Below are 5,229 nucleotides of genomic sequence, written 5' to 3'. Positions count from 1 at the left end.
GAGGGAAGTCTCACTAGCCGCTAGGCGCTGGAACTAGATAGCACAAAGGGATAAGCGGATTAGTTGAGACCCCCGAAGCTCCTTATTCCACACAAATATCTCGGAATCGAGTCTTCCAGAATTCTGCACGTTTGTTGAATATCTATTAATAAGTATTTAGATATTTTTAAAGATAGACTGTTACAATAAATTGTTTAACAAACCCTACACTATCTTAAAAGCAAAGAGTAAATGAGGCTTTCAACTAAGCGAACGTGCATTCGTAAAAATCCTTTGGTAAAATGAAAGAAGAATAAACATAGAACGGAGCGGGCGTATGCACTCAAAAATACGATTTATACATAGCGCGGACCTGCATTTGGACAGTCTGTTTAAAAGTAAGGGACATTTTCCAGAAAGATTGCTAGAACAATTAAGGAAAAGTACGTTTGAAGCCTTCGATCGTCTTGTGGATCAAGCGATTAATCACCAAGTTGATTTCGTTCTCCTTGTAGGGGACTTATTTAACGAATCGATAAGGAGCTTGAAGGCACAGGTATATCTAAGGAGCGGATTCCAAAAGCTCGATAAATTTGGGATTGATGTTTTTGTGAGCTACGGAAACCATGATTATTTGCAGGGGGATCGGTATCCGATCGCTTTTCCTGCCAATGTACATGTTTTTTCATCTCAAGAAGTCGAGGCCATCCCTTTCTATAAGGGAGAGGAGCATATCGCAAACATCTATGGATTCAGCTACATCGAAAGAGAAATTAGAAAAAGAAAAGTACAAGAGTATATAAAAAAGGATAGCCCACATTTCCACATCGCTATGTTGCACGGAAGTTTAGAATCAAACACGGAACACGATGTCTACGCCCCATTTCTAATGGAGGAATTATATGCACGGAGGATGGATTATTGGGCACTTGGACATATTCACCAAAGACAAGTGCTTTCTGAAGACCCACCCGTCGTTTATCCAGGGAATATTCAAGGACGATCAAAAAGAGAGACAGGAGATAAAGGGTGCTATTTCATTCAACTGGATGGCGTGAATCATACGCGTACGTTTCTTCCTTTACATAGCTTCACTTATGAAACAGTAACTTTAGAGTGTGAGAATTTGAATTCCCCTCACGATTTGGAAGCTGTTTTGGAACAAGCAAAAGCACAGGTTCAACAAAAACAGAAATCCATGATGTTGGAAGTGACACTTCTTTCAAATAACGGAGTTTTAACCAAGTGGCAAGAAGAAGGTTTCCTTGATGAATGGATTGAGGTTGTGAATGAAGCTGAGAATTTGGAAGAGGACTGGATTTATATTTATCAAGTTCATATCGAAGATCAGCCATATTGGGAAGAAGAGGAGTTGAAAAGAGGTCAGCACTTCATTGGTGAATTATTGAGAGAAATCGATGGGCTGACAGAAGAAGAGGTCATGGATTGGTTGGCTCCTTTATTCGGCCACCGGAGAGCATTAAAGTACATTGATCAATTGACGCCAGAAGAGGTTCGATCTGAGATGGAGTTTGCAAAGGTGAGTCTAGTTGAACAATTGTTAAAAAGAGAGGACCAGCAATTATGAATGTAAAAGAGATTCATATCTATGGTTTTGGAAAGTGGCAAGACCAGTCTTTTGTTTTGGAAGAGGGAATAGTCAATCTAGTATCTGGTCAGAACGAAGCTGGTAAATCCACGCTGCACCAGTTCATCCTATTTATTTTGTTTGGATTGTCACCAAAGCAAAGGGAGTATTATCAACCAAAGAAAGGCGGGGCTGTAGGAGGAAAACTGGTCATCGATACACAAGACCATGTACGAGTGACCATTGAAAGACTGCATGATCAGCGGAACGGGAAAGCTGTCTGTCGATTAGAGAACGGTGATGAGTATGAAGAGGAGTGGCTATATGAGTTGTTGAAAGGAACAACTCGTGAAGTTTATGCTTCTATATTCAGTTTCAGTGCTGAAGATTTAATGGATTTGCACCGAATGTCAGGCAGTCAATTAGGAGAAGTACTGTTGAACGTGGGGTTGACGGGTTCAGACCGTATTTATGACACGGAAAAATGGCTTGAAAAACAACTCGAGCAGCGGTTCAAGCCAAAGGGAAAAAAACCACAAATAAACAAACAGCTTCAAGTGGTAGAAGAGGTCAACCATAAACGATTGGCTGCTGAGAGAGAAGAAGCCAATTATCTGCAATTGCAGGAATCTAAAACAAAGCTGATTAGGGACATGGATAAGCATGAACAACAGATTAAGGAGAAAAGAAAGAAGTTATTCAGCCGTGAACAGCTCTTAAATGCTTTACCGGCGATTTCTGAATATCATCAGCTCCAAAAGGAAGTCATGGCATATGGTGAGCATTACACCTTTCCTATAGAAGGTAGAGAGCGATATCGACAGTTAAAGGAGAATATTCTGCCGCTTGAAAGTGAACAACACTTACTTGAATCAAACATAACAGAGATGACAGAAAGGCTTGAAAAACTTGAGAGCGATCAAGCCGGACAACCAGCCTTGGATCAAGCAAAGGCCGTTCTTCTAGAACGAAATCAGTATGAACAAGCGGTCCATTACGCTGAGGAGATGGGTAGTCGGGCAGAAGCAGCAAGAAATCAATTAAAACAGAATCTTCGTCACATGGATATCCCGATTGATGGGGAAGAAGTACGAGAGTATCCTTTACCTTTTTACATAGAAGAGACATGGGCAGATTTAAAAGAAGAGGCAAACTCAATACAGCAGGAAGAGACCCAATTAGATCAAAGCCAGCAAGAGGTCCGTATTGAACAGCAACAGGTGGGTGCTAAACTGAAAACGTTAAAAAATGAGAGAATTAGTGACCAAGAGGCGAATGAATACTCAATGCAAATCGATAAAGCTTATCAAAAGACAAGTCCTGATGTAATAGAGACGAGTGCGATTAAACAACGTCATGACTTACTACTAGGATTTGCTGTTTTTCTAATTTTAGCTGGATGGGTTGGCGCATGGATCACTTCTAGTACGCTTTTAGGCGTGTTATCTATGGTAGCAGGAGTTATTTTTATATCCGCAGGGTTACGAAGTCATCAATCGTATCAGAAGAATATGAAGTATTCTTCTGAGAAATCAGGGCATCCCTCTAGCCTGTCGATGGAAGAGGCGAGGCAAAAATTACAACAATATGAAAAAAACAGGGCAGAATATAGCTATGCAAAAGATCGCTGGAAGCAGTTAAACCAGGAAGATATTCGTTTTGATGAAAAGCGAAGGCTGCTATTACAAAGAAAAAGTCGGTTGGAAGCAGGCATCCAGGAACAAGAAAGTCTTTACCCATTTCTGACTTCGCTTCATATTGACTATTGGGATAAGCTCTTTCACTTACTCATTAAGGCCAAAGAGAAAAGTGAGGAGATTGAAGCTCTCGCCGAACAAATAGAATCGAATGAACAATTGATCCAGAAAATATTATTTGATCTGGAGAAGTTTTACAAGCTGAGGAATTGGGAATCGAGTCAAAAAAGCATCAACCAAAAGTGGGCAGAGCTTCAACGTTGGGTAAAAGAACAAGAAAACATGGTTGAACAGATAAGTCAACTAAGCCACAGTATTTGTGAGAGTAAGAAAAAGTTCCATGAAATCGAGTTGCGTCTTGATTCATACATTCAAAAACGGGAAGAGCTTTTTCTGCAAGCTCAAGTAGAAGATGAGGAAGCGTACTACGCTAAGGCTGATCAGCATGAAAGACTTACAAACAATCAAAGAGAAGTCCATCGTTTAAAGCAACAACTAAAGGAAATGCTGGCAGATAGTGAACAGAAAGAATTCAACATATGGCACCAAGTTCCTGATGAACCAATGGTCAAAATAGAAATAGAAGCCATGAAAAAAGAGATGGCGGAGGCTGAAAATAGGGTGAGGGCTTTGCAACAAGATCTTTCTGATATTAAAAGCCGCCTGATGCAATTAGAGAACTCCGGTCAGCTTTCGGAATTGACCCATCAGTATGAATTGGAAAAAGAGAAATTGCGTGAAGAATCAAAAGAGTGGGCTAAGCATCAAATTGCTCTACGATTATTAGAGAGAACGAAAAAGCGATATATGGAGAAGTATCTGCCTGAAGTTATTGAAAAGGCTGCTCATTACTTTAGCAAGTTAACAGGCTTTCAGTATAAGACCATCCATCTTTCAACAACAGAGCGAAAAGAGATGAAAATCGCTCATAACGACGGTCAACTGTATGAGGTGCAAGAATTATCCAGAGGGACGAAAGATCAGCTTTATGTAGCTTTAAGGATTGCGTTAGGAGAAACAATGGCCGAAACGTTGAGACTCCCCTTCATGCTGGATGATGCATTCGTCCATTTCGATCAGAGCCGCTTAAAGGTAATGCTTGAGATACTGGAAGACGTGTCCAGGCGCCACCAAGTTCTTCTCTTTACGTGGAGAAATGATCTTGGAGAACACTTTAAAGCCACAAATGTGATCACGCTTGAATAAAATGTCGGAGAAGGTCGCATATCACCTGTATTAATGGTAAAATGTTTTAAGATTAAAAGAGGAAATAGCAATTGGAGGGTTTCCATTGCCAGAAAAAAATAATAATGACTGGATTAAATACGAAGAAACAATTGAACAATTTATACAAGTGATTGCTAAGAATATGAATTTATATGGCGTGACCCCGTCCATAGGGCGCTTATATGGAGTGCTGTATTTTTCAGAGGAACCGATGACTTTGGATGATATGAGAGAAGCATTGGAAATGAGCAAAACAAGTATGTCTACAGGGGTACGGGCCTTGTCGGATATGAAGATGGTCGAACCTTCTTTTAAAAAAGGTGTACGGAAAGACTTGTACAAGTCTGAAGAAGATTGGTACAAATCGTTTACGTCTCTTTTTGGGAGTCGTTGGAGGCACCACACAGAAACGAACATTGATGAAGCGGATGAGACAATTCATGAGCTCGAGAGTCTAAAAGAAAAAACAGAAGATGAAAAGCTTATCGAAAAAATCGACCATGACATCGAACGACTCACTTATGCTCAGAATTATTATCGCTGGCTGATGAAATTCATCCATGTAGTAGAGTCTGGTGAAATATTCAAATATGTACCAAAAGTCGATCAGAAAGAAACGCAGGATTCATGATCGCAAAAGCTGTCCCATACTCCAGGAGCGTAGTATCATAGTACGTGAAGGGAATGACGGGGACAGCTTTTTTTATATACGTGGGGTTTCAAATGAAAAAAACAAAA

3 protein-coding genes are annotated in these 5,229 nt (G+C 40.2%); all 3 read left to right on the top strand.

Annotation, left to right across the window (positions count from 1 at the left end):
• The first annotated feature begins 316 nt into the window (after positions 1 to 316).
• Entirely contained in the window at positions 317 to 1,567 is a 1,251-nt protein-coding gene (locus tag LD39_RS02720; RefSeq protein WP_035542637.1) for a DNA repair exonuclease, read from the top strand.
• Positions 1,564 to 4,470 (top strand): AAA family ATPase, encoded by a 2,907-nt coding sequence (locus tag LD39_RS02715; RefSeq protein ID WP_035542635.1) that lies wholly within the window; start codon positions 1,564 to 1,566, stop codon positions 4,468 to 4,470. The genes LD39_RS02720 and LD39_RS02715 overlap by 4 nt, the downstream gene beginning before the upstream one ends.
• A gap of 85 nt (positions 4,471 to 4,555) precedes the next feature.
• The gene (locus tag LD39_RS02710; protein ID WP_035542633.1) at positions 4,556 to 5,122 is read left to right on the top strand and encodes a GbsR/MarR family transcriptional regulator; all 567 of its coding nucleotides are present in this window, start codon (positions 4,556 to 4,558) and stop codon (positions 5,120 to 5,122) included.
• The last annotated feature ends 107 nt before the right edge of the window (positions 5,123 to 5,229 follow it).

It is taken from the genome of Halobacillus sp. BBL2006, from assembly GCF_000786645.1.
GTDB lineage: Bacteria > Bacillota > Bacilli > Bacillales > Halobacillaceae > Halobacillus.
The sequence above is the reverse complement of the archived record's forward strand: the minus strand, read 5'-3'. Positions and strand labels throughout refer to the sequence as shown.

Coding starts and splice junctions, on each gene's coding strand:
- LD39_RS02720 (WP_035542637.1), top strand. CDS start 317: ATGCACTCAAAAATACGATTTATACATAGCGCGGACCTGCATTTGGAC.
- LD39_RS02715 (WP_035542635.1), top strand. CDS start 1,564: ATGAATGTAAAAGAGATTCATATCTATGGTTTTGGAAAGTGGCAAGAC.